This is a genomic window from Aquamicrobium terrae, assembly GCF_040545735.1.
GTDB classification, from domain to species: domain Bacteria; phylum Pseudomonadota; class Alphaproteobacteria; order Rhizobiales; family Rhizobiaceae; genus Mesorhizobium; species Mesorhizobium terrae_A.
On the sequence record NZ_JBEPML010000001.1, the window covers coordinates 81,488 to 105,316 of the forward strand.

General features: G+C 65.4%; 19 protein-coding genes and 1 pseudogene. 14 read left to right on the forward strand and 6 right to left on the reverse strand.

Annotation, left to right across the window (positions count from 1 at the left end; all coding sequences use genetic code 11):
- Nucleotides 1-910: 910 nt before the first annotated feature.
- Nucleotides 911-4,186 (forward strand): annotated as a pseudogene (locus ABID37_RS00350) (translocation/assembly module TamB domain-containing protein); the annotation flags it as partial.
- Nucleotides 4,187-4,393: 207 nt separating this feature from the next.
- Here the strand turns inward: ABID37_RS00350 and ABID37_RS00355 are convergent.
- On the reverse strand, nt 4,394-4,990 hold the full coding sequence (locus ABID37_RS00355; RefSeq protein WP_354191955.1) for a transglycosylase SLT domain-containing protein: 597 nt from the start codon (nt 4,988-4,990) through the stop codon (nt 4,394-4,396).
- 165 nt (nt 4,991-5,155) lie between these two features.
- Nucleotides 5,156-5,929 carry a VOC family protein gene (locus ABID37_RS00360; protein ID WP_354191956.1) on the reverse strand — a complete coding sequence of 258 codons (774 nt, stop codon included), beginning with the start codon at nt 5,927-5,929 and terminating at the stop codon, nt 5,156-5,158.
- Between the two features lie 243 nt (nt 5,930-6,172).
- Here ABID37_RS00360 and ABID37_RS00365 point away from each other — a divergent pair, with 243 nt between their 5' ends.
- Nucleotides 6,173-7,552, forward strand: coding sequence for an NAD(P)-dependent oxidoreductase (locus ABID37_RS00365; protein ID WP_354191957.1), 1,380 nt, complete (start codon nt 6,173-6,175; stop codon nt 7,550-7,552).
- Between the two features lie 2 nt (nt 7,553-7,554).
- A complete protein-coding gene (gene preA, locus ABID37_RS00370) occupies nt 7,555-8,868 on the forward strand; it encodes an NAD-dependent dihydropyrimidine dehydrogenase subunit PreA (RefSeq protein WP_354191959.1) in 1,314 nt (437 codons plus the stop codon).
- Nucleotides 8,869-8,988: 120 nt separating this feature from the next.
- Here preA and ABID37_RS00375 read toward each other — a convergent pair whose 3' ends face one another.
- The gene (locus ABID37_RS00375) at nt 8,989-11,052 is read right to left on the reverse strand and encodes a TRAP transporter permease (RefSeq protein WP_354191960.1); all 2,064 of its coding nucleotides are present in this window, start codon (nt 11,050-11,052) and stop codon (nt 8,989-8,991) included.
- A gap of 113 nt (nt 11,053-11,165) precedes the next feature.
- Nucleotides 11,166-12,152, reverse strand: coding sequence for a TAXI family TRAP transporter solute-binding subunit (locus ABID37_RS00380; protein WP_354191961.1), 987 nt, complete (start codon nt 12,150-12,152; stop codon nt 11,166-11,168).
- A gap of 201 nt (nt 12,153-12,353) precedes the next feature.
- On the opposite strand from ABID37_RS00380, the gene ABID37_RS00385 reads away from it, so the two are divergent.
- Together ABID37_RS00385 and ABID37_RS00390 are read left to right on the forward strand one after the other, a co-directional pair.
- Nucleotides 12,354-12,872 carry an RrF2 family transcriptional regulator gene (locus ABID37_RS00385; RefSeq protein WP_354191962.1) on the forward strand — a complete coding sequence of 173 codons (519 nt, stop codon included), beginning with the start codon at nt 12,354-12,356 and terminating at the stop codon, nt 12,870-12,872.
- A gap of 26 nt (nt 12,873-12,898) precedes the next feature.
- Complete coding sequence (locus ABID37_RS00390; protein WP_354191963.1) at nt 12,899-13,357, forward strand: carboxymuconolactone decarboxylase family protein; 459 nt, start codon at nt 12,899-12,901, stop codon at nt 13,355-13,357.
- Nucleotides 13,358-13,371: 14 nt separating this feature from the next.
- Here the strand turns inward: ABID37_RS00390 and ABID37_RS00395 are convergent, their stop codons facing one another.
- Nucleotides 13,372-13,995: a TetR family transcriptional regulator C-terminal domain-containing protein gene (locus tag ABID37_RS00395; protein ID WP_354191964.1), complete on the reverse strand. Its 624-nt coding sequence runs from the start codon at nt 13,993-13,995 to the stop codon at nt 13,372-13,374.
- A 225-nt stretch (nt 13,996-14,220) separates the two neighbouring features.
- Between ABID37_RS00395 and aptA the strand changes: the two genes are divergently transcribed.
- The 9 genes from aptA (at nt 14,221) to ABID37_RS00440 (ending at nt 23,241) form a co-directional block, all read left to right on the forward strand.
- Entirely contained in the window at nt 14,221-15,549 is a 1,329-nt protein-coding gene (aptA, locus tag ABID37_RS00400) for an omega-aminotransferase AptA (protein WP_354191965.1), read from the forward strand.
- A gap of 77 nt (nt 15,550-15,626) precedes the next feature.
- Nucleotides 15,627-16,877 (forward strand): Zn-dependent hydrolase, encoded by a 1,251-nt coding sequence (locus ABID37_RS00405; protein WP_354191967.1) that lies wholly within the window; start codon nt 15,627-15,629, stop codon nt 16,875-16,877.
- Nucleotides 16,874-17,131, forward strand: coding sequence for a hypothetical protein (locus ABID37_RS00410; RefSeq protein WP_354191969.1), 258 nt, complete (start codon nt 16,874-16,876; stop codon nt 17,129-17,131). The genes ABID37_RS00405 and ABID37_RS00410 overlap by 4 nt, the downstream gene beginning before the upstream one ends.
- A 112-nt stretch (nt 17,132-17,243) precedes the next feature.
- Nucleotides 17,244-18,695, forward strand: a complete 1,452-nt coding sequence (gene hydA, locus ABID37_RS00415) for a dihydropyrimidinase (RefSeq protein ID WP_354191970.1) — start codon at nt 17,244-17,246, stop codon at nt 18,693-18,695.
- A 75-nt stretch (nt 18,696-18,770) separates the two neighbouring features.
- Entirely contained in the window at nt 18,771-19,607 is an 837-nt protein-coding gene (locus ABID37_RS00420) for an ABC transporter ATP-binding protein (protein WP_354191972.1), read from the forward strand.
- 189 nt (nt 19,608-19,796) lie between these two features.
- Nucleotides 19,797-20,225 (forward strand): endonuclease domain-containing protein, encoded by a 429-nt coding sequence (locus tag ABID37_RS00425; protein WP_354191973.1) that lies wholly within the window; start codon nt 19,797-19,799, stop codon nt 20,223-20,225.
- On the forward strand, nt 20,225-21,103 hold the full coding sequence (locus ABID37_RS00430) for an ABC transporter permease (RefSeq protein ID WP_354192435.1): 879 nt from the start codon (nt 20,225-20,227) through the stop codon (nt 21,101-21,103). The genes ABID37_RS00425 and ABID37_RS00430 overlap by 1 nt, the downstream gene beginning before the upstream one ends.
- Complete coding sequence (locus ABID37_RS00435) at nt 21,100-22,251, forward strand: ABC transporter permease (RefSeq protein ID WP_354191974.1); 1,152 nt, start codon at nt 21,100-21,102, stop codon at nt 22,249-22,251. Before ABID37_RS00430 ends, ABID37_RS00435 begins: the two co-directional genes overlap by 4 nt.
- Nucleotides 22,252-22,275: 24 nt before the next feature.
- Nucleotides 22,276-23,241: an ABC transporter substrate-binding protein gene (locus tag ABID37_RS00440; protein ID WP_354191975.1), complete on the forward strand. Its 966-nt coding sequence runs from the start codon at nt 22,276-22,278 to the stop codon at nt 23,239-23,241.
- Between the two features lie 71 nt (nt 23,242-23,312).
- Here ABID37_RS00440 and ABID37_RS00445 read toward each other — a convergent pair whose 3' ends face one another.
- A complete protein-coding gene (locus ABID37_RS00445) occupies nt 23,313-23,771 on the reverse strand; it encodes an Lrp/AsnC family transcriptional regulator (RefSeq protein ID WP_354191976.1) in 459 nt (152 codons plus the stop codon).
- Between the last annotated feature and the right edge of the window lie 58 nt (nt 23,772-23,829).

Genomic DNA, 23,829 nt, shown 5'->3' on the forward strand with positions numbered 1-23,829 from the left:
GAAGGGCATGAAGATTGCAAAGCGGATCATGCGCGTTCTGTTCTATGCGGTGCTCGTCGCCGTGGCAGGGCTCGCCGGCGCGGCGGTGGTGCTGACCACCACCGAGCGCGGCCGCGACAATCTCGCCGGCCTGATCTCCAGCATGGCCTCTTCCGACGACGCCAAGGTCACCGTTCGCGGCATCGACGGCATCTGGTCGGGCAATCTCAGGGTCGACCATGTGGTGCTGGAGGACCGCGAGGGGCCGTGGCTGGTGCTGCGTGAGGTGGCGGTCGACTGGTCGCCTTTCGCCCTGCTTTCGCGCACCTTCCTGGCCGACCGGGTCGCGGTGGGGCGCATCGAGGCGGCCCGCGCGCCGGTGTCCGACCCGCAGGAGAAGCCGCGCACCGGCGGCGGGTTCTCGCTGCCCGTGTCCGTGGACATCCGCGACATCGACTTGCCGCAGATCGCGCTCGGTGAGGCGCTGGCGGGTGCCGGCGTCGCCGAGCTTGCCGCCGAAGGCCAGGCGCGGGCGGAGCGCGCGCCGCTGGCCATCGAGGCCGAGCTGTCGATGGAACGGCGCGACGGCCATGACGGCACCGTTTCGGCACTGGTGCATTTCCTGCCCGAGGACAACCGGCTGGATCTCGATGTGCAGGCCGCCGAGCCGGCAGGCGGCATCATCGCCAATTTGCTCCAGCTTCCCGACGCCCCGCCGGTCAACGTCTCGATTTCCGGCAACGGGCCGCTGGCCGACTGGACCGGGCGCGGCACTTTCCATGTCGGCGGCCAGCTGATCGCCGAAGTTTCCGGCCACCACGCCTTCATCGACGGGGGCAGCCGGGTGGAATTGCGCGGCGACGGCGATTTTGCCCGCTTCGTGCCGGCGCGGCTGCAATCCCTGCTCGCCGGCCGCACCCGGTTCGAGCTGGCGGGCAGCCGCCATGCCGAGCGCGGCATCACCGTCGAGACCGCGACGGTCGACACTTCCGTGCTGCGCGGCGTGGCCAAAGGCAGCATCAATCCGGCCGGCGCGACGGACTTTTCGCTCGAATTCAGCTCCGCCGGGCCGACGGTTCCGCTCGGCCTCGGCAGCGAGGAAAGCCCCATCGACCTCGAACTGAAGTCGGCCTCGCTGCGCGCCTTCGGCGAGGGCAAGGCGCCGGCGGTCGATATCGCGGCGAATCTGGCGAGCGTGGCCACAAGGGACATGCGCGTCGACAACATCGCGCTGGCGCTGCATTCCGACGGCTTCGACATCGAGAACCGCAGCGGCCCGATCTCCGGCACGGCCAGCGCCGACAAGATCGGGCTCGACAACCCCACCATCGCCCCGCTGATCGCCGGCCGCATCACCGCGCTGGTCGAGGGCGACATCACCAAAGACACCATCACCATAGGCAAGGGCGAGATCGCCAGCGAGGCGCTGAAAGGCGGCTTCGATGGCCAGGTTTCGCTGGCCGACGGCTCGATCGAGCTGAACGTGAAGGCGGATGCCGCTTCGGCGGCTCTTCCGGCTTCGGCACGCCCGGCGCTCGGTGAGCGGACGACGCTTTCGGTGGCCGTGCGCCGCGACAGCAACGGCAATGTCACCGCCGACAGGCTGGAGCTCCTGTCCGGCCCGCTGTCGGCCCAGGGCAAGGCGAGCCTGACGGATGGCACCGTCGCGGCCGAACTGAACGGCGCGCTGGCCGAGATCGCGCCCTTCGCCAAGGACGCCAGCGGCGCCATCGCGCTTGCCCTCAAGGCCAGCGGGCCACTGCTCGGCCCCGATGTCGCGGTGACCGTCACCAGCGACAAGCTCGTGGTGGCCGACCGCGAGATCACCGGGTTGAAGCTCGATGCGACCGCCAAGGCCGATGTCGCCAACCCCGCCGCCGACGTGACGCTGGCCGGCAATGTCGCCGGCGAGGCCCTGCAAGGCAAGGCGACGCTCAAGACGGAGGGCGGGCAGAAACGCATCGACGGGCTGACGCTGTCGCTGGGCGAGAACCGCATCGCCGGCGATCTGGTGCTCGACGAGAAATTCCTGCCCGAAGGGCGGATCGGCTTTGAATTGCCCGATCTCGGCCCGCTGGCGGCTCTCGCGCTGGAAAAGATCGAGGGCGCGCTGAACGGCAGCGTCGTCTTCTCCAAGCAGAATGGCGTGCCGCACATGGCGGTGAAGGCGGCCACGCAAAGCCTGACGCGCGGCGACCTCAACGCCCGCAATGTGAACGTCGATGCGCAGATCGCCAATTACGCCGAGACGCCGGCCATCTCGGGCACCGTCAAGGCCGAGGGAGTGACCTCCGGCGGCACGGCCGTCACCGGCATCGACATCGACCTGAAGCAGGACGGCGAGTGGACGGCCTTCTCGGGCGGGGCGACCGTGAAGGACATCCCCGCCAGCGCGGCCGGCCGCGTCAAGGTTGCCGGCGGCGCCACGACGGTGGAGCTGAACTCCGGGCAGGCGACGTTCCAGGGCGCGCGGGCGACCATTGCCGAACCCTCGACCCTCGTCATCAAGGATGGGCGCACGGCGCTGGAGCGGCTGGTGATCGGCATCGGCAGCGGCCGGGCCATCGTGTCCGGTTCGGTGGCCGACGCGCTCGACATCAAGGCCGATCTGGCTTCCGTGCCGATCTCGGTGGCCAACAATTTCGCCGCCGGGCTCGACGCGGCGGGCAGCATTTCGGGCACGGTGAACGTCACCGGCCCGACCTCCGCGCCCGCGGTGAAGTACGACATCAAGGCAAGCGGCGTGGAACTGGCGCAGACCCGCAGCGCAGGACTCGGCGGCATCGGCATCGATTCTTCCGGCACCTTCGCCGCCAACCGCCTCAACTTCACCTCGACCATCACAGAGGGCTCGGGCCTGCGGCTTCAGGGCGGCGGCGCGGTGACCACGCAGGGCACGCCGAACCTGTCGCTGGATTTCAACGGCAACGTGCCGTTCGCCTTCCTCAACCGCAAGATCGCAGAGCAGGGCCTGTCGCTCACCGGCACGGCCGCCGTCGCGGTGCAGGTGCGCGGCCCGGCATCCGCGCCGGTCATCAGCGGCACGGTGCGGTCGAGCGGCGCGCGCTTCGTGGCCGCGCAGGCTGGCCTCGCCGTCAACGACATCGCGCTCGACGTTTCGATGGGCAACGGCGTCGCCACCATCAACAGGCTGTCCGGCACGCTCTCCTCCGGCGGCACGCTGACGGTGGGCGGCACGGTGGGCATCGACCCGAATTCGGGCTTCCCGGCCGACATCAGCATCAGGCTGGCCGACGGACGCTATACCGACGGGCGCATCGTCACCGCCAATCTGAGCGGCGACCTGGCGGTGAAGGGACAGCTCACCGCCTCGCCGGTGCTTTCGGGCACCATCAACCTGGCGCGCACGGTCATCACCGTGCCGACCAAGCTGCCCAGCTCGCTTTCCGAACTCAATGTGCAGCACAAAAATGCGCCCAGCGCGGTGCGCCAGCAGGACCGGGCGCTGAACCCGCCGTCCAGCGGCGACGGCGGTGCGGGCGGGGGCATGAACCTCGACCTTACCGTCAATGCGCCCAATTCCATCTTCGTGCAGGGCAGGGGCGTCGATGCCGAGCTTGGCGGCAATATCCGCCTCACCGGTTCGGCCGCCTCGCCGCAGGCGGTGGGCAGCTTCACGCTGCGGCGCGGGCGGCTGGAAATCCTGGGCAAGCGGCTGAATTTCACCGAAGGCACGCTGACCTTCTCCGGATCGACCATCCCCTATCTGAACCTCGTCGCCGAATCGACGGCCTCCGACGCCACGGTGACGATCACCGTGAGCGGCGAGGCCACCAATCCGCGCTTCGTCTTCGCCTCGGTGCCGGCCCTGCCGGAAGACGAGGTGCTGGCCCGCCTGATCTTCGGCCGCTCCATGTCGAACCTGTCGCCATTGCAGATCGCCCAGCTTGCGGAAGCGGCGGCCCAGCTTGCCGGTGTCGGCGGCTCGACCTCGCTGCTGCAGAACCTGCGCAACGCCATCGGCGTCGACGATCTCGACGTCGTCACCGACGACAAGGGCGGCACCTCCGTGCAGGCCGGCAAATATCTGAACGACCGCACCTATGTGACGATCCAGAAGGGCGAGAAGCCGGGATCCGGCAAGGCGCGCATCGACCTCAATGTCGGGCGCGGCGTGAAGCTGCGCGGCGAGGCGAGCGATGCCGGCGAGGCCAAGGGCGGCATTTTCTACGAAAAGGAATATTAGGCGCAGGTTCTAACCGCCGCGTCATCCTGGACTATCCGGCAGAGTGACCGGGACGGTTCCGGCATGGATTCCCGAGACTTGCGCTCCCTGTGGTCGCTGCAAGGTCGGGAATCCATGCAGTGGCGTTACTGGGTAGCCGCCAACCGGCCGGAATGGAACCCCGCCTCCCGCTGCCCTCGGCCGGGATGGCGAAGCGGGGCAAAAAGTCTACAGGCGGCCGCAGCTTTGCATCTGCTGGGCGTAGCGGCGGGCCATGGTATCGGTCTCGCGGGCATAGTTGCGGATGCCCGCATTGCTCTTGTAGGCGCCGCGCCTGTAGCCGTTCCAGCCGGAATAATAGGCGAGATAGAGATTGTAGGTGTCGTTGCGGGCGATGCCCAGCGTGCTGGCGCTCTTGGCGTGATACCAGCCGACGAAGTCGATGGCGTCTGCGAAGCTGGTCCGTCGCGCGGTAAAATTGCCGCTTTCGGCGCGGTATTGCGCCCAGGTGCCGTTCAGCGCCTGCGAATAGCCGGCTGCGGTGGACGGGCGTTTCCACGGGATGAAGCCGAGCAGCTTGGCGCGCGGCGGCTTGGCGTTGGCCTTGAAGCCGGATTCCTTGCGCACCGTCGCCATCAGCACCGGCACCGGGATGCCGTGCTTCGCCTCGGCGCGCTTGGCGGCGGAATGCCAGTTGTCGATCCAGCCGTCGCGCTGGTCGAAGACCGCGCAGACATTGTTGATCTGGCTCGGCGGCGTGGCACAGGCCGAAAGGCCGAGCAGCGCCACAACCGGTAAAACTCGACTAAAATTGTACCCGGACATGGGCCGAGCTTTAGGCGCAAATGATAAAGGGAGTCTTGACGGGATTTTAACGATTGCGGCGAGGCTGCGGCAGTTCCCGTCCTGATTCCGGAACCGGCTGTAAGGCGATGAAAACAAAGGCTGCTCCGCTGTTGCAGGAACAGCGGAGCGGCGACCGGCGATCTGTCAGCGGGCAGGGGCGACGAGGCCGAAATGGGCACCCTGAGGGTCGGTGCAGGTGACGACCCACTGGCCGCCGGGCACCTGTTCCGGCCCGAACGTCACCGTGCCGCCATTGTCGGTAACGCGCCTGGTGGCTGCGTCGATGGCCGGCACGTTGAAATAGAACTGCCAGAAGGCCACCGGCACCTGGGGCGGGCGGTTCATCATGCCGCCGTTCTGTTCGCCATTGACGGCGAAAAGCTGGTAGGTGCCCATTTCTCCCATGTCGATGCCGGCATCCCTGGTCCAGCCGAACTGGCCGGAATAGAACTCCAGCGCACTTTCCCAGTCATCGGTGTAGAGTTCGCGCCAGCCGATGTGGCCGGGCGCATCCATGGGCACCGGCGGCAGTTCCGGTCCGTCCGCGTGCAGCAGCATGAAGACCGCGCCTTGGGGATCGGCCACCACGGAAAAGCGCCCGACATCGGGAATGTCCGACGGCTCGCGATGCACGGCTCCGCCTGCCGCCTTCACCGAGGCGGTGGTGGCGTCGACGTCGTCGGCCTCGATATAGCCCATCCATGCCGGCGGCATGCCGCTTTCACGAATCTCCTCGGGAAAGGCCATAAGGCCGCCGACGCCGCGGTCTCCGACCTTGACGACGATGTAGGGCAGAATGCCGGGCGCATCGAAGGGCTCCGCCGTCCAGCCGACAACCCTGGTGTAGAAGGCCTCGGCGGCTTCGAGGTCGTTGGTCATCAATTCGTACCAGAAGAAGGATTTCGCGCGATCCGGCATGAGATTTCTCCCTGTTTGGCGGCTGTCTCGCACAGCCGAACCCATAGGACGGCCGATGCCGGCCGTTTCCGACATGGCAAAACGAGGTAGGCGTTGTCCGGTTGCAGCAGGATGCTTGAATAAAACATGATAAAATAAATCATGTTTATTGTGGATTTTCAGCGGCTTGGGTGAAAATTGACCAATTGATAAAAATTTTGGATGTGCTAGCTTTTCCCCAACGATAAAAAAGGGGAATGTGAAATGGCGACAGGTCATTTCAAGGAAGGCATCGCCGCCGGACGGCTGCCGGCCGACGCTTACGCGGACAATTTTGCCGATCTTCACCCGCCGCTCGATCATCACGAGGCGCTGGTCGAGGCCGATCGCTGCTATTTCTGCTACGACGCGCCCTGCATGCAGGCGTGTCCGACATCGATCGACATCCCGATGTTCATCCGCCAGATCGCCACCGGCAACGCGCTGGGGGCGGCGAAGACGATCTTCGACCAGAACATATTGGGTGGCATGTGCGCCCGGGTGTGCCCCACCGAGACCTTATGCGAGGAAGCCTGCGTGCGCGAGGCGGCCGAGGGCAAACCGGTGCAGATCGGCCGCTTGCAGCGCTATGCGACCGATGTGGCCATGGAGGAACAGCGTCAGTTCTACCACCGGCCGGACCGCAGCGGCAAAAAGGTGGCGGTGGTCGGCGCCGGGCCGGCCGGGCTCGCCTGCGCTCACCGCCTTGCCCTTCACGGCCATGACGTCACCATATTCGAGGCGCGGCCCAAGGCCGGCGGCCTCAACGAGTACGGCATCGCCGCCTACAAGAGCACCGACGATTTCGCCCAGGCCGAGGTCGACTACGTCACCGGGATCGGCGGCATCGAGATCAAGAACGGCATGGCGCTGGGGCGCGATGTCCAGCTTGCCGATCTGGCCGGCGCCCATGATGCCGTGTTCCTCGGTATGGGGCTTGGCGGCATCAACGCGCTGCGCGCCGAGGGCGAGGACGTGGCGGGCGTCGAGAACGCCGTCGATTTCATCTCCATCCTGCGCCAGACGTCCGACCTGGCGGCATTGCCGGTCGGCCGGCGTGTCATCGTCATCGGCGGCGGCATGACGGCGATCGACGCGGCCGTGCAGTCGAAGCTGCTCGGCGCGGAGGAGGTCACCATCTGCTACCGGCGCGGCAAGGAGGACATGAACGCCTCGCTCTTCGAGCAGGACCTTGCCGCCGCCAACGGCGTCGTCATCCGCCATTGGCTGCAGCCGAAACGGGTGATCTCGCACAATGGCAGGGCGACCGCGCTGGAACTGGAATACACGTCCATGGAAGGCGACCGGCTGACCGGCACCGGCGAGTTGCTGACGCTGCCGGCCGACCAGATCTTCAAGGCCATCGGCCAGACTTTCGTCGCCGCCGGCCTCAACGGCGCGGGCGCCGGCATCGAGCTGGAGGGCGGCCGCATCAAGGTGGACGCGGAAGGGCGCACGACCATGGCGCGGGTGTGGGCCGGCGGCGATTGCATCCATGCCGGCGAGGACCTGACCGTGACCTCGGTGGCGCAAGGCCGCGATGCCGCCGAAAGCATCCATCGCGCACTTGCTTCCAACCCTGTGACCGCGAACGGGAGGGCATGAGCATGGCAGACATCCGCAGCACATTCGTCGGCATCAAGTCGCCCAATCCGTTCTGGCTGGCGTCCGCGCCGCCGACCGACAAGGCCTACAATGTCGAGCGCGCCTTCAAGGCGGGCTGGGGCGGCGTGGTCTGGAAGACGCTCGGCTCCGAAGGCCCGCCGGTGGTCAATGTCAACGGCCCGCGCTACGGCGCGATCTGGGGCGCCGACCGGCGCCTGCTCGGCCTCAACAATATCGAGCTGATCACCGACCGCGACCTGCAGACCAACCTGCGCGAGATGAAGCAGGTGAAGATGAACTGGCCGGACCGGGCGCTGGTCGCCTCGATCATGGTGCCGTGCGTGGAAGAGGAGTGGAAGGCGATCCTGCCGCTGGTCGAGGAGACCGGGGCGGACGGCATCGAGCTGAATTTCGGCTGCCCGCACGGCATGAGCGAGCGCGGCATGGGGTCGGCCGTCGGCCAGGTGCCGGAATATATCGAGATGGTGGTGCGCTGGTGCAAGCAATATTCGCGCATGCCCGTCATCACCAAGCTGACGCCCAACATCACCGATATCCGCAAGCCGGCGCGTGCGGCGCATGCGGGCGGAACCGACGCGGTGTCGCTGATCAACACCATCAACTCGATCACCTCGGTCAACCTCGACAGCTTTGCGCCGGAGCCGACCATCGACGGCAAGGGCAGCCATGGCGGCTATTGCGGACCGGCGGTGAAGCCGATCGCGCTCAACATGGTGGCCGAGATCGCCCGCGATCCCGAGACGCAGGGGCTGCCGATCTCCGGCATCGGCGGCGTGACGACCTGGCGCGACGCGGCCGAGTTCCTGGCGCTGGGGGCCGGCAACGTGCAGGTGTGCACGGCGGCCATGACCTACGGCTTCAAGGTCGTGCAGGAGATGATCGCCGGCCTCGAGAACTGGATGGACGAGAAGGGCCATCGCTCGCTCGACGACATCATCGGGCGGGCGACGCCGAACGTCACCGACTGGAAGTATCTCAACCTGAACTATATCGCCAAGGCGCATATCGACCAGGAACTCTGCATCAAGTGCGGCCGCTGCCACATCGCCTGCGAGGATACCTCGCACCAGGCGATCACCTCCATGGTCGACGGCGTGCGCCATTTCGAGGTGATGGACGACGAGTGCGTCGGCTGCAATCTGTGCGTCAATGTCTGCCCGGTCGAGGGTTGCATCACCATGCAGCCGCTGGCCGTCGGCGAGATCGACCAGCGCACCGGCCAGCCGGTGTCGCCGGTCTATGCCAACTGGACCACGCACCCGAACAACCCCATGGCGCGAACGGCGGCCGAGTAGTTCCTCCCGGGCCGGGCGGAGCCGCGACCGGGGGGGAAGCGGCTCCGCCTGCGCTTCGCTTCATGAAAAAGGCCCGCGCCGGTGTCTCCGGCGCGGGCCTTTCGGTTTTGGATGCCGGGTTTATGCCGGCTGCATTTTCTGGCTGCGCAGGCTGGCAAGGTGGCGCAGCAGAACCGGTATCACCAGCACGACGCCGAGCAGCGTCGAATAAATCTCCGGCGCGATCATCAGGAAGGCCGCAACCACCAGCAGGACGTTTTCCCAGGCCTTTGTCGGCACCAGCATGAAGCGCGACAGGGCGGCGCCCAGGCAGACGATGCCGAACGAGCAGCCGAAGAAGGCGAGCAGGAAGTCCGGAACGGTGAAGTCCCTGGTGACCAGCAGCAGCGAGGGCGAGAACACGAAGACGAAAGGCACCAGTGCCTTGCCGAGCCCCAGCCGGAAAGCGGTGTTGCCGGTTCTGAACGGATCGGCGCCCGCCATGCCCGCCGCCGCATAGGCGGCGAGCGCCACCGGCGGCGTGATGTCGGCCAGCAGCCCGTAATAGAAGACGAAGAAGTGGGCGACGATGGGTTCGACGCCGAGCAGCACGAGGGCAGGGGCGGCGATGGTGACCATGATGATGTAGTTGGCGGTGGTGGGGATGCCGCAACCCATGAGGATGCACACCACGCCGGTCATGATCAGGGTGAACAGCAGCGTCAGCGTGGTCGGCGAGAAGATCATCTCGGGAATGATCGAGCCCGACATGGTGGCCAGTTGGGCGGCCGTCGAGGTGACGATGTAGGACAGCTTGAAGCCGACGCCTGTGAGCGTGACCACGCCGACGACGATGCCGACCGTGGCGGCCGCGGCGCCGACGGCCAGCGCGTATTTGGCGCCGTCGCGCAGGCCGATGACGATGTCGGCGAGGGACATGCGCCGGCGCGGATTGAGCAGGCCGACGACGACGCACAGCGTGATGCCCCAGAACGCCGCCAGATAGGGCGTGTAGCCGGAAAGCAGGACGCCGATGAGCACGATGAGCGGGATGATGGTGGGCCAGTCGCGCTTCAGCGCTTCCTTCACGTCCGGCATCTCATCGGGGCGCAGGCCGCGCAGGCCGGTGCGCTTGGCCTCGAAATGGACCTGCATGAGCACGCCGAAGAAGTGCATGAAGGCCGGCACGATGGCGGCGAGGATGATGGTCGTATAGGGCAGTTGCAGGAACTCGATCATCAGGAAGGCGGCCGCACCCATGATCGGCGGCGTCACCTGGCCGCCGGTCGAGGAGGCGGCTTCGACGGCGGCGGCGAAATTGCGCTTGTAGCCGAGCTTGATCATGGCCGGGATGGTGAGCGAGCCGACGGTGACGGTGTTGGCAACCGACGAGCCGGAGATCATGCCGAACAGGGCCGAGCCGAAGATCGAGACCTTGGCCGGGCCGCCGGCGAACCGCCCCGCCACCCAGGCCGCGCAATCGAGGAAGAGCTGGCCGAGCCCGATGCGCGTGGCGAAGACGCCGAACAGCACGAAGTGGAAGACGTAGGTCGCCACCACGCCCAGCGCGATGCCGTAGATGCCCTGCGTGGTGAGATACAGGTGGTTGACGAGCTGCGCGACGGAATTGCCGGGATGGACGAGGATGCTCGGCATGTACTGGCCGAACAGCGCATAGGCCATGAACAGCATGGAGATGATCGACAGCGGCCAGCCGACGGAACGGCGCGTGGCGTCGAGCAGCAGCACGATGAGCAGCACGCCGAGGATGACGTCGGTCTGGGTCGGGTTGCCGACGCGGAAGGCCAGGTCGTCGAGCGGAATGAGCGGAACATGGGCGACGGCGACGACGGCGCCGATGGCCAGCAGCCAGTCATAGAGCGGAATGCCCAGCGGCCGCAGCCAGGTGGAATCGGACGGCTTGTCGTAGCCGCGCTTGGTGATGGGGAACACCAGGAACACCAGCGCCAGCACCAGCGAGAGGTGGATGCCGCGATGGGTCATTTCCTGCAGCAGGCCGAAGCCGGCGGTGTAGTAGTGGAATATGGACAGCACCACCAGCAGGAAGCCGACCAGATAGCCGGCGGCCGGCCCCAGCGTGCGGAAGCGGATTTCGGAATCGAACTTCTCTTCCAGTTCGCGCGCCTTTTCCTCGTCCAGTTCGACGCCTGCGAGGCTGATCTTCTGATCGTCCTTGTCGCTCATCGGGGCTGTTTCCTCTTGTGTTCACGGCCCCTGAATTTTCGGGCCGATACGAAATCGACCAGGGGAAGGGCGATGCCTCCACCTGGCCGATCGCGAAGTTGTGCCGTGCGCCCTTATTTGAGGACGCCGGCTTCCTTGTAGAATCGCTCCGCACCGGGGTGGAACGGGATGCCCGCGCTCTTCACCGCGTTGTCGAGCGTGATCATCTTGCCCTTGGCGTGGCCGGCCTGAAGCGCCTTCTGGCTGGCCTCGCTGTAGAGCGACTTGACGATGTTGTAGATGAGGTCGTCGGGCTGCTTGGCGCTCGACACCATCTGGGCGGCCACGGAGATGGTCTGCGTCTCACCGACGTTCTTGTAGGTGTCGGCCGGCACCGTGTCAGTCTGGAAGAAGCCCTGTTCCGCGAGCAGCTTGTCCGCTTCCGGCCCGTGGATCGGGACAAGGGTGATGTTGTTGGTGGCAGCCAGCTCGACGATGGCGCCGGTCGGATAGCCGCCGACGAAGAAGTAGGCGTCCAGCGAATTGTCCTGCACCTTCTCGCCGGAGGGGCCGGGCTTCAGGTATTCGGCGTGCAGGTCCTTCTCGGACAGGCCATAGGCGGCCAGGACGAGGCGGGCGTCGACGATGGTGCCGGAGCCCGGCTCGTCGAGCGAGACGCGCTTGCCCTTGAGGTCGGCGACCGACTTGATGCCGGCATCGGCCCGCGCGACGAGGTGGATCGTCTCGGGATAGAGGGTGGCGACGAGGCGCAGGTCCTCGACCTTCGGCTTGCCTTCGTAGAGGCCGGTGCCGCTGTAGGCCCAGTAGGCCACGTCCGACTGGGTGAAGCCGGCCTCACCGGCGCCCGACTGGATGGCGCTGATGTTGGCCACGGAGCCGTTGGAGGCGACGGCCGTCGCCACGAGACCTTCCACCCCGGCCTCGCCGGTGGCCGAGATCGCGTTGGCGATCAGGCCGCCGATCGGGTAGTAGGTGCCGGAGGTGCCGCCCGTGCCGATGCGGAAGAATGCCTGCTGCGCGAACGACATGCCCGTGCCGGCGAGAACCGCGGCTGCGCCCACGCCTGCGGAAAATGCGCGCCGTGTGATTGAAAAAGCCATTTTGAACTCCCGTCCTCAATCTAAAGGCGCAAACATGGGCGAGCCTTTAAAAGCTTGTCAATACTGTGGCCAGCGCGTTTTCCCGGCTGCCCCAACGTCATGCTTCATCATCCTGTGGATTGTGCAGGGTCGAATTCATTTCTCTTTATTGTAGATAAAAAATATCCATGATAAAAGATATCCAGATTGAAGGAGTCGGCGATGAAACTCGGCGAAGGCGTGGAAGCGGCCATCCACTGCGCAGCCCTGCTGGCGGGGCTGGACGACGATGCCACCATTCCCGGCTCTGCGATGGCGGCCCAGTTCGGCCTTTCGCCGAGCTATCTGCTCAAGCACCTGAAGGCGCTGACGGCGGCCGGCCTGCTGGAATCGGTGCCGGGCCCCGCCGGGGGCTACCGGCTGGCGCGGCCGGCCGACAGCATCTCGCTGCTCGATATCGTGCTGGCGGTGGAGGGGCCGCAACCGGCGTTCCGCTGCTGCGAGATTCGCCAGCGCGGTCCGGTCAGGCTGCCGGCATCGGCCTACGCCAGGCCGTGCGGCATCAATGCCGCCATGTTGCGGGCCGAGCGGGCCTATCGCGCCGCGCTCGCCGCGGAGCGGCTGTCCGATATCGTGTCGGAATTTCTGGCCGAGGCCGACCCGCGTTCGGTCGCCGCCAGCCGCGCCTTCGTCGCGGAAAACCGGCGGCCGCAAAAACACACTGTCGATCCACAAGGCTGAAAGGCCACAGGCTGAAAGGAAAGAACATGGAACAGAGACTGGATTTCTTTGCCGCCGCACCGGAGCTGATGAAGAGCGTGATCGCCCTGAACCAGGCGGTGGAGAAATGCGGGCTGGAAAGGAGCCTGCTGCATCTCATCAAGCTGAGGGCCTCCCAGATCAACGGCTGCTCCTTCTGCGTCGACATGCACAGCCGCGAGGCGCCGCAGGACGGCGAGAGCGAGCAGCGGCTCTATCTGGTGGCGGCCTGGAAGGAATCGGCGCTGTTCACTGCGCGTGAGCGTGCGGCGCTGGCCTGGGTGGAAACCGTGACGCAGGTTGCCGATGCAGGCGTTCCCGACGACCTCTATGCCGCGACGCTCGAGCATTTCTCCGAGCAGGAACTGGTCAAGCTCACCGTCGCCACCGGCATGATCAACACCTGGAACCGGCTGTGCGTCTCGTTCCACGCGTTGCATCCGGTCGAGGTGGCCAAGGCGGCGTAGGCTCGCCGCCTCGTTCAGGGGCGTAGGCTGCCGATGAAAAGTTGTTCGAGGAGGCGTGCCGCGTCCTCGAACCGGCCTTCCCCGCTGCGGTCGGGGCCGAGCACGGCGCGCACCTGAACGTCGAAATCGGCATAGTGCTGGGTGGTGGCCCAGATGGCGAAGATGAGGTGGTAGGGGTCGGTCTTTGCGATCTTTCCGGCGCGCATCCAGCTTTCGATGATGCGCGCCTTCTCGTCCACCAACTCCTTCAGCTCGCCTTCCAGCATGGGCATGATGCGCGGCGCGCCTTGCAAGATCTCGTTGGCGAACAGCCGACTTTCGCGCGGATAGTCGCGCGCCATCTCCAGCTTGCGGCGGATATAGCTGCGGATCTCGACGACCGGATCGTCGGCATCGTCGAATTCGCGCAGCGGCGCCAGCCATGTGTGCAGCAGGCGCTGCATCAGCGTGGCGTGGATGTCTTCCTTGCTGCGGAAATAGTAGAGCAGGTTGGGCTTCGACATGCCCGCCGCCTCGGCCACCTGGTCGATGGTCGAGCCGCGGAAACCGTGGACCGAGAACACGTCGAGCGCGGCTTCCAGGATAAGCTCGCGCTTTTCCTGCTGGATGCGGGTGAGCGGCCGTGCGGCGGATTCCATGATCGCTCTTTCCCTCCCGACTTCATTCCTTCTGGACCAAGAGTCTGGACCAGTGGTTCCCGACCCTGTGGAGCGCTCGGCCCGCGGGGCTTTTCGTCTAGTAATGGCTTGACCGCTCATTTGGCGGTGCTAACGTTTGTCCAATCGGTCAAAAATTGCGTAGCATGAATTGACGCAAGGGACCAAGCGTTGGCCGCGAGACATCAACCATCAGGAGGCTTGGTCATGTCCAACAGGCTCAAGGTAACGCCCAACGATCTTTCCGCATTCTGGATGCCGTTCACGGCAAACCGGCAGTTCAAGCAGGCGCCGCGCATGCTGGTGTCGGCCAAGGACATGCACTACACCGCCGCCGACGGCCGCAAGATCCTGGACGGCACCGCCGGCCTGTGGTGCGTGAACGCCGGCCACTGCCGTCCCAAGATCACCGAGGCGATCCAGAATCAGGCGGCCGAGCTCGATTACGCGCCGGCCTTCCAGATGGGCCACCCGATCGTGTTCGAACTGGCCAACCGGCTGGTCGACATCGCGCCGAAGGGCATGGAGCATGTGTTCTTCACCAATTCCGGTTCGGAATCGGTCGACACCGCGCTCAAGATGGCCATCGCCTACCATCGCGCCAAGGGCGACGGCGCGCGTTTCCGCCTGATCGGCCGCGAGCGCGGCTATCACGGCGTCAATTTCGGCGGCATTTCGGTCGGCGGCATCGTTTCCAACCGCAAGATGTTCGGGACGCTGCTGACCGGCGTCGATCACCTGCCGCACACCCATCTGCCGGGCAAGAACACCTTCACCAAGGGCGAGCCGGAGCACGGCGCGGACCTGGCCGACGAGCTGGAGCGCATCGTGGCGCTGCACGACGCCTCGACCGTCGCGGCGGTGATCGTGGAGCCGGTGGCCGGCTCGACCGGCGTGCTTATCCCGCCGAAGGGCTATCTCAAGCGTCTGCGCGAAATCTGCACCAAGCACGGCATCCTTCTGATCTTCGACGAGGTCATCACCGGATTCGGCCGTCTCGGCACGCCGTTCGCGGCCGATTATTTCGACGTGGTGCCGGACATCATCACCACGGCCAAGGGCGTGTCCAACGGCGTGATCCCGATGGGCGCGGTGTTCGTGACCAAGGAGGTGCACGACGCCTTCATGAACGGCCCCGAGCACATGATCGAGTTCTTCCACGGCTACACCTATTCGGGCAACCCGATCGCCTCGGCGGCGGCGCTGGCCACGCTGGAAACCTACAAGGAAGAGGGCCTGCTGACGCGCGGCGCCGAACTCGCGCCCTATTGGGAAGAGGCGCTGCATTCGCTCAAGGGCGAGCCGCATGTCATCGACATCCGCAATATCGGCCTGATCGGCGCCATCGAACTGGAGCCGATCGCCGGCGCACCGACCAAGCGCGCCTTCCAGGCCTTCGTCACGGCATTCGAGCGTGGAGCGCTGATCCGCACCACGGGCGACATTATCGCGCTGTCGCCGCCGCTCATCATCAGCAAGGGCCAGATCGACGAGTTGATCGACCATGTGCGCGAGGTTCTGAGGATGGTCGACTGATCATCCGCAACCGTCATGGGCGAGGGGCGGCGACGGGAGAACCGCCGCCCCCGCTCTGAAAAATGAGAGGGAACGGAATGGCCGCGCCAGGCGAAAATCTGCGAATCAATCCAGACCGTTTGTGGGATTCGCTGATGGAAATGGCGAAGATCGGACCCGGCGTCGCCGGCGGCAACAACCGCCAGACGCTGACCGATGCGGACAATGAAGGCCGCCATCTTTTCAAGCGCTGGTGCGACGAGGCCGGCCTTGCCATGGGCGTCGACCGGATGGGCACCATGTTCGCCCGCCGCGAGGGCACCGACCCCGACGCGCTGCCGGTCTATGTCGGCTCGCATCTCGACACCCAGCCCACGGGCGGCAAGTTCGACGGGGTGCTCGGCGTCCTCTCCGGGCTGGAGGTGGTGCGCACCCTCAACGATCTCGGCATCAGGACGAAGCACCCGATCGTCGTCACCAACTGGACCAACGAGGAGGGCGCGCGGTTCGCGCCCGCCATGCTGGCCTCGGGCGTCTTTGCCGGGGCGCACACGCTCGACTACGCCTATGCAAGGCAGGACGGCGAGGGCAAGAGCTTCGGCGACGAGTTGGAGCGCATCGGCTGGGTGGGTGACGAGGAGGTCGGCGCGCGCAAGATGCACGCCTATTTCGAATATCACATCGAGCAGGGGCCGATCTTGGAGGCCGAGGACAAGCAGATCGGCGTCGTCACCCATTGCCAGGGCCTGTGGTGGCTGGAGTTCACGCTGACCGGCAAGGAGGCGCATACCGGCTCGACGCCTATGACCATGCGCGTCAATGCCGGGCTCGCCATGGCCCGCATCCTCGAAATGGTGCAGAAGGTCGCCATGGAGAACCAGCCGGGCGCGGTGGGCGGCGTCGGGCAGATGCGGTTCTCGCCGAATTCGCGCAACGTGCTGCCGGGGCAGGTGGTGTTCACCGTCGATATCCGCTCGCCCGACCAGGCCAAACTCGACGCCATGCGCACCCGCATCGAAGCCGAAGCAGCCAGGATCGCCGCCGAGCTCGGCGTTGGCTGCGCGGTCGATCCGGTCGGCCATTTCGATCCCATCACCTTCGATCCCGTTCTGGTCGGGCGCGTGCGGGCGGCGGCCGAGAAGCTCGGGCTTTCGAACATGAACATCATTTCGGGTGCCGGGCATGACGCCTGCTGGGCCGCCAAGGTCGCGCCCGCGACCATGGTCATGTGCCCGTGCGTGGACGGTCTGTCGCACAACGAGGCCGAGGACATTTCCAGGGAATGGGCGGCGGCGGGCGCCGACGTGCTGTTCCATGCCGTGGTGGAGACGGCGGAGATTATAGAGTGAAGATTTTTTGCAAAAAAACAGGGCGTTCTGCAGAGCTAATACAAGGCCCGCTTGATCCTGTTCCGGTATTTAAATGTTTTAAGAAAGGGCGGCCGAGTAATTCCGATGCTTACGCACATAAGTTCGAGAGGATAGAAGATGCAGCAAAATTTCTAATCGATAATCCAGGTTCTGGAATACGCGTGGCTGCCATGGGGCGAGGCAAGGGCAACGCTATTCTTAATCAAACTATAATAATAGAGCTGGGTATCTAGAATTTTTTGATGGCTAGGGTAGAGACGGCCGAGATCGTGGAGTGATCGGAATCACTTGAACCGGAAAGCTCAAGCCGCTCGCGAAGAAGCGGCAGCGCAAGGGGAATGACAGATGACCAGAGTAATCCGCAACGGCACCGTCGTCACAGCCGACCGCACGTGGAAGGCGGACGTGCTGTTTCAGCACGGCAAGATCGTGGCGATCGGGCCGGACCTGCATGGCGACCATGAGTTCGACGCCACCGGCTGCTATGTGATGCCGGGCGGCATCGATCCGCATACCCATCTGGAAATGCCCTTCATGGGCACCTATTCCTCCGACGATTTCGAGAGCGGCACGCGCGCGGCCCTTGCCGGCGGCACCACCATGGTGGTCGATTTCTGCCTGCCGGCGCCGCAGCAATCGCTGCTTGAAGCCTTGCAGATGTGGGACAACAAGACGTCGAAAGCGGCTTGCGACTATTCCTTCCACATGGCCATCACCTGGTGGGGCAAGCAGGTGTTCGACGAGATGGCCACGGTGGTGGAGAAGGGCATCCCGACCTTCAAGCACTTCATGGCCTACAAGGGCGCGCTGATGGTGGACGACGACGAGATGTATGCCTCGTTCCAGCGCTGCGCCGAGCTGGGCGCGCTGCCGCTCGTCCATGCCGAGAACGGCGACGTGGTGGCCGCGCTTTCGCAGAAGCTGCTGGCCGAGGGCAACAACGGACCGGAAGGCCACGCCTATTCTCGCCCTCCGGAAGTGGAGGGCGAGGCCACCAACCGCGCCATCATGATCGCCGACATGGCGGGCGTGCCGCTCTATGTCGTGCATGTCTCGTGCGAGCAGAGCCACGAGGCGATCCGGCGGGCGCGCCAGAAGGGCATGCGCGTCTATGGCGAGCCGCTGATCCAGCACCTGACGCTGGACGAGAGCGAGTATTTCGACAAGGACTGGGACCATGCCGCGCGCCGGGTGATGAGCCCGCCCTTCCGCAACAGGCTGCATCAGGATTCGCTGTGGGCCGGCCTGCAGGCGGGGTCGCTGCAGGTGGTGGCCACCGACCACTGCGCCTTCACCACCGAGCAGAAGCGCTTCGGCGTCGGCGACTTCACCAAGATTCCCAACGGCACCGGCGGCCTGGAAGACCGCATGCCGGTGCTGTGGACGAAGGGCGTCAACACCGGCCGCCTGACCATGAACGAGTTCGTGGCGGTGACCTCCACCAACATTGCCAAGATCCTCAACATGTATCCGCGGAAGGGCGCCATCGTGGAGGGGGCCGACGCCGACATCGTCGTGTGGGACCCTAAGCGCAAGAAGACGATCAGCGCCGGGCGCCAGCAATCCGTGATCGACTACAATGTGTTCGAGGGCGTCGAGGTGACGGGCCTGCCGCGCTTCGTCTTCTCGCGCGGCGAACTGGTGATCCAGGAGACGGAGGTGAAGACCAGGCCGGGCCACGGCGAGTTCGTGGCGCGCGAGCCGAATTCGGCGCCCAACCGGGCGCTGTCGACCTGGAAGGAGATCACCGCGCCGCGCAAGGTGGAGCGCAGCGGCATTCCGGCCACGGGGGTGTAAGCTTGGCACAAACCCCTGTGGAACGGCCCGATGTGAGCGGCCCGATGCGAACGGCAAGCTGAAAGACCTGCAATCATGAATGCGATCGCCAGCCACCAGCCAGCCACCGCAACCCCTACCGCCTCGCCCGGCACCGCGAATGTTGTTGCGGCCAACAGGCTCGGCCTCACCTTCCAGACCAATGACGGGCCGGTGCAGGCGCTCAGCAATGTCGACCTTACCATCGGCAAGGGCGAGTTCGTGTCCTTCATCGGCCCTTCCGGCTGTGGCAAGACCACGTTGCTCAGGGTCATCGCCGATCTGGAGAAGCCCACGTCCGGCACCATTTCGGTGAACGGCATGACGCCGGAACAGGCCCGCCAGCACCGTGCCTACGGCTATGTCTTCCAGGCGGCAGCGCTGTTTCCGTGGCGCACCATCGCCGATAATGTGGCGCTGCCGCTGGAAATCATGGGCGTGGCGAAGGCCGAGCGGGCCGAACGCATCCGCCGCACGCTCGAACTGGTCAACCTCACCGGCTTCGAGAAGAAATATCCCTGGCAACTGTCCGGCGGCATGCAGCAGCGCGCCTCCATCGCCCGGGCGCTGGCCTTCGACGCCGACCTTTTGTTGATGGACGAGCCGTTCGGCGCACTGGACGAGATCGTGCGCGACCACCTCAACCAGCAATTGCTGGAACTGTGGGCAAGGACGCAAAAGACGATCTGCTTCGTCACCCATTCCATTCCCGAAGCCGTCTATCTCTCGACCCGCATCGTGGTGATGTCGCCGCGGCCCGGCCGCGTCACCGATGTCATCGACACCAACCTGCCGAAGGAGCGCCCGCTCGATATCCGCGAAATGCCGGAATTCCTCGCCATCGCCGCGCGCGTGCGCGAGGGCCTGAGGGCAGGGCACAGCTATGAGGACTGAGGTGGGAAGGGTGTGGCCTATAGCTATGGGGCTGGCCCCCACCCCTAACCTCTCCCCACAAGGGGGATTGGGTCGTGCTGACCTTTCCCCTGCCGGAGCCAGGCAGGAAAGCCTTGCAAAGGGAGGCGGATGCGGTGGTGCTAGCATTCCCCTCTCCCTTGTGGGGAGGGGTTAGGGGTGGGGGTGCTCATGCCGACGGAAATCGATCCGGCCGCCATCTCCCGCGCGCGGAAACTACGGCATGCAATGACCGATGGCGAACGGAAGCTGTGGGCGGAACTGCGTCAGTTCCGGCGCTGGTATGGCGTTCATGTTCGCAGGCGAGCGCCTATCGGAGCCTATGTCGTCGACTTCATGATCCATGCGCACCGTCTGGCCATCGAAGTGGATGGCCAACATCATTTCGAACCGGAGAGGCTTTGTCGGGACAAGAAGCGCGATGACTGGCTTGCGAGCCAGGGATACCGGGTGCTTCGCTCCAACACCGGCGAGATTTTCGAAAGCTTTGATGGATGCATTGAGCAGATCCTGTGCGAACTCGATGTGACGGCCGCCCGCCCCGCTCCCCCCACCCTTGACCCCTCCCCACAAGGGGGAGAGGAAGAAGGCAGGTGCTGATGGACTCCTTCCGCTCCAAGATCGTTCCCGTCACCACGCTGCTGGCCTTGCTGGTGGTAGCCTGGTACGGGTTCGCGGTGGTGCTGAACGGCCCGTTCCAGCGCGATCTGGACCGCCGCGCGGGCGAGGCGCCGGGCACGGTCGAGTTTCTCATGCGCACATGGTCGCAGCCCAAGCCGACGCTGCCGGCGCCGCACCAAGTGGCGCAGAACTTCTATAAATCCACCTTCACGGTGAAGCCGTGGAGCAACCGCAGCCTGATCTACCATTCGTGGGTGACGCTGTCCTCGACCTTCGTCGGCTTCGTGTTCGGGGCGGGGCTGGGCATCTTGATCGCCGTCGGCATCGTGCATTTCGCCTCGCTCGACCGCAGCCTGATGCCGTGGATCATCACCTCGCAGACCATTCCCATCCTTGCCATTGCGCCGATGGTGGTGGTGGTGTTCGCCGCAGTCGGCATCACGGGCCTGTTTCCCAAGGCGCTGATCTCAACCTACCTGTCGTTCTTTCCCGTCGCAGTCGGCATGGTGAAGGGGCTGCGCTCGCCCGAAACCATGCATCTCGACCTGATGCGCACCTATAACGCCACCCGGCCGCAGGTATTCTGGAAGCTTCGGGTGCCGGCCTCGCTGCCCTTCCTGTTCGCCTCGATGAAGGTGGCGGTGGCTGCGAGCCTCGTCGGCGCCATCGTCGCCGAACTGCCGACAGGCGCGGTTGCCGGCATCGGCGCCAGGCTGCTCAACGGCTCCTATTACAGCCAGACCATCGAGATCTGGGCGGCGCTGGTGGCCGGTTCGCTGGTCGCGGTCATGCTGGTGGCGCTGGTGGGCGCGGCCGGCCGCATCACCGAGCGCGCCATGGGCGGGAGGCCGGCATGAGCGCATCCCCCGCCATCTCGCCTTCTACCTTGCCCCGTTCTTTGCCCCCCTGGCAGATCGCGCTGGCCTTGCTGGCCGTCGTGGCCGGCCTTGCCTTGCAATCGGGGGGCGTGGCCGGCGAGGGGCCCGCCAACATCTGGGCGGCGCTCGGGCTCGTCGCGTTGGCGGCGGCAGGCGCATGGGCGCTGGCCGGCAGGCCGTTGGCGGAGGCCGCCATCCTGTTTCTCGGCGCGCATGGGGCGGCGTGGCTCCTGCTCTCCGGCATCGCCGGCCATGAAGGGCAAGCGCGAGCGTCCTTCTATCTGGCGCTTGGCGGCGCGTGGCTGCTCGCCTGGCGCTGCGTGACGGTGCTGTCGCTGGAAAAACCGGCCTCGCTGTCCGGGCGCCGGATGCTCGGCCTGCTCATCCCGGTCATCTTCGGGGCCTGGGTGCTGATCCTGTGGGAAGCGGTGGTTCGCGGCGCCGGCATTCCCTTCCTGCTGTTGCCGCCGCCCAGCGCCATCGCGGCGCGGATCGCGGCGTCGAGCGCCGTGCTGGCCGCCGATGTGCGCCAGACCGTGTTCAAGGCGGTGGTGGCCGGCTATGTCATCGGCTGCGCGGCGGGCTTCGTCGCGGCGATCGCGGCCGACCGCTTCGTGTTCCTGCGGCGCGGGCTGCTGCCCATCGGCAACATGGCGGCGGCCTTGCCGATCATCGGCGTAGCGCCGATCATGGTCATGTGGTTCGGCTTCGACTGGCCGTCCAAGGCGGCTGTGGTGGTCATCATGACCTTCTTTCCCATGCTGGTGAACACGGTGGTGGGCCTTTCCGCCTCCGGGCATATGGAGCGCGACCTGATGCGCACCTATGCCTCCGGCTACTGGCCGACGCTGTTCAAGCTGCGCCTGCCGGCGGCCATGCCCTTCATCTTCAACGCGCTGAAGATCAATTCCACGCTGGCGCTGATCGGGGCTATCGTGGCCGAGTTCTTCGGCACGCCGGTGGTGGGCATGGGCTTCCGCATCTCCACCGAGGTCGGGCGCATGAACATCGACATGGTGTGGGCCGAGATCGCGGTGGCGGCGCTGGCCGGCACGCTGTTCTACGGGGCGGTGGCGCTGGCCGAGCGGGCCGTCACATTTTGGCATCCGTCTATCCGTGGTGGCTAGGCGGCTCTTCAGAGGGTGAGAACAATGAGAAAAATGCTCGTATCATTGCTTGCCGGGGCGATGTCGCTGGCGGCCGCGCAGGCCATGGCCGCCGACAAGGTGGTGCTCCAGCTCAAATGGGTGGCGCAGGGCCAATTCGCCGGCTACTTCGTGGCCAAGGAGCAGGGCTTCTACGAGGAGGAAGGGCTCGACGTCGAGATCAAGAACGGCGGGCCGGACATCGCGCCCGAGCAGGTGATCGCCGGCGGCGGCGCCGATGTGATCGTGACGTGGATGGCGGCGGGCCTCGCCGCGCGCGACAAGGGCGTCAATCTCGTCAACATCGCCCAGCCTTTCGCCAAATCGGGCCTCCAACTGATCTGCCCGAAGGACGGGCCGGTGCAGACCGAAGCCGATTTCAAGGGTCATACGCTGGGCGTGTGGTTCTTCGGCAACGAATATCCGTTCTATGCCTGGATGAACAAGCTCGGCATCCCCACGGAAGGCGGGCCGGATGGCGTGACGGTGCTGAAGCAGAGCTTCGACGTGCAGCCGCTGATCCAGAAGCAGGCGGATTGCATTTCGGTGATGACCTACAATGAATATTGGCAGGCCATCGATGCCGGCTTCAAGCCGGAGGACCTCGTGGTCTTCAACTACACGGAACTCGGCAACGACCTGCTCGAGGACGGGCTCTATGTGCTTGAGGACAATCTCAAGGACCCAGCCTTCGAGGACAAGATGGTGCGCTTCGTGCGCGCCTCGATGAAGGGCTGGAAATATGCGGTCGAGAACCCGGACGAGGCGGCCGAGGCGGTGATGGAGGCCGGCGGGCAGGACGAGAACCACCAGAAGCGCATGGTGGGCGAGGTGGCCAAGCTGATCGGTGACGGCAAGCTCGATCCGGTCGTCTATGAGCGCACGGCCAAGGCGCTGCTCGACCAGAAGATCGTCTCCAAGGAGCCCGAGGGCGCCTTTACGACCGCGATTACCGACAAGGCGTTGCAGTAGGCGCCTGCCTGGCAGCTTATGCTTCTGGATTGGGGCGGGCAACCGCCCCTTTCCCACAAGACAAGCCGCGCTCAGATGCGCCGCTCCTTGATCGTGCTCATGATGAAGCTGGTTTCGATCGAGGCGACGCATTTGAGGCGCGCGATCTTCTCCTTGATGAAGCGCTCATAGTTGCCGAGGTCCGAGGCGGCGACTTTCAGCAGATAGTCGCGCGAGCCGGTGACGAGATGGCATTCCAGAACCTCGTCCCATTCCCGCACCGCCTGTTCGAACATGATGATATCGTCTTCGTTCTGGTGGCCGAGGCGGATGGTGGCGATGGCCGTCATGGTCCAGCCGAAGGCGGCGAGGTCGACCAGCGTGGTATAGCCGCGAATGACGCCGCTTTCCTCCAGCCGCCGCACGCGGCGCAGGCAGGGCGAGGGCGACAGCCCGATCCGCTCGGCCAGTTCGATGTTCGGCAGGCGGGCGTCGGCCTGCAACTCGCTCAGGATCCTGCGGTCGAATTCATCGGCAATTTTCTGCGTCATTATCCGCCTTTCGTGGGCTGGAATTGCGTGACTCCAGCCATGATTGGTCGGAAATAGC